Annotated in this window: 1 protein-coding gene and 1 pseudogene; both read right to left on the bottom strand. The window is 65.0% G+C overall.

What is annotated here, in order from left to right; translation table 11 throughout:
• A partial coding sequence (locus M8H82_RS36360) for an alpha-amylase family glycosyl hydrolase (RefSeq protein WP_250080038.1) occupies positions 1-318 on the bottom strand: 318 nt, incomplete at its 3' end.
• A pseudogene (locus M8H82_RS36355) lies at positions 315-768 on the bottom strand (DUF3459 domain-containing protein); the annotation flags it as partial. The gene M8H82_RS36360 and the pseudogene M8H82_RS36355, both read right to left, overlap by 4 nt.

Genomic DNA, 768 nt, shown 5'->3' with positions numbered 1-768 from the left:
AGCGGAGTCGACGAACTCGACGAAGTCGGCGAGGTCGCCGAACTCGGGCAGGACAGAGGTGTAGTCGGAGACGTCGTAGCCGCCGTCCCTGAGCGGGGACTTGAAGAACGGGGGCAGCCACAGGCAGTCCACGCCGAGCCACTGGAGGTAGTCCAGCTTGGCGGTCAGGCCCTTGAGGTCGCCGACGCCGTCGCCGTTGCTGTCCTGGAAGGAGCGGACCAGCACCTCGTAGAAGACGGCGCTCTTGAACCAGTCGGGATGCCGGTCCTTGGCCGGGGTGTCCTCGAACGTGTCATGGACGGGCTCGTTGACGATCATGTGGTGGGTGACCCTCCGATCTGCGGGGTGGACGGTCGCAGGACGGTGAGGATGTGCGCGGGACGAGTGCCCGGTTCGAGACGCACGTAATTCGTCCTGCCCCAGTGATAGGTCTCGCCGGTGAGCTCGTCGCGCACCGGAACCGACTCGTGCCAGTCCAGGCCGAGTTGCGGCATGTCCAACGAGACCGTCGCCTCCTGGGTGTGGTGGGGGTCGAGGTTGACGACCACCAGAACCGTGTTCGATCCCGACCGCTTCGAGTAGACGATCACCTGTTCCTGGTCGGCGTGGTGGAAGTGGAGATTACGCAGCTGCCGTAGGGCGGGACTCGCGCGTCGGACGGTGTTGAGCTTGGTGATGAGTGGAGCGATGGTCTGCGCGGTGTCCCAGTCACGCGGGCGCAGCTGGTACTTCTCGGAGTCCAGGTACTCTTCGCTGCCATCGCGTACA

The sequence above is a fragment of the Streptomyces sp. YS415 genome (genome assembly GCF_023544665.1).
In the GTDB taxonomy this organism is placed as follows: Bacteria; Actinomycetota; Actinomycetes; order Streptomycetales; family Streptomycetaceae; genus Streptomyces.
The sequence above is the reverse complement of the archived record's forward strand: the minus strand, read 5'-3'. Positions and strand labels throughout refer to the sequence as shown.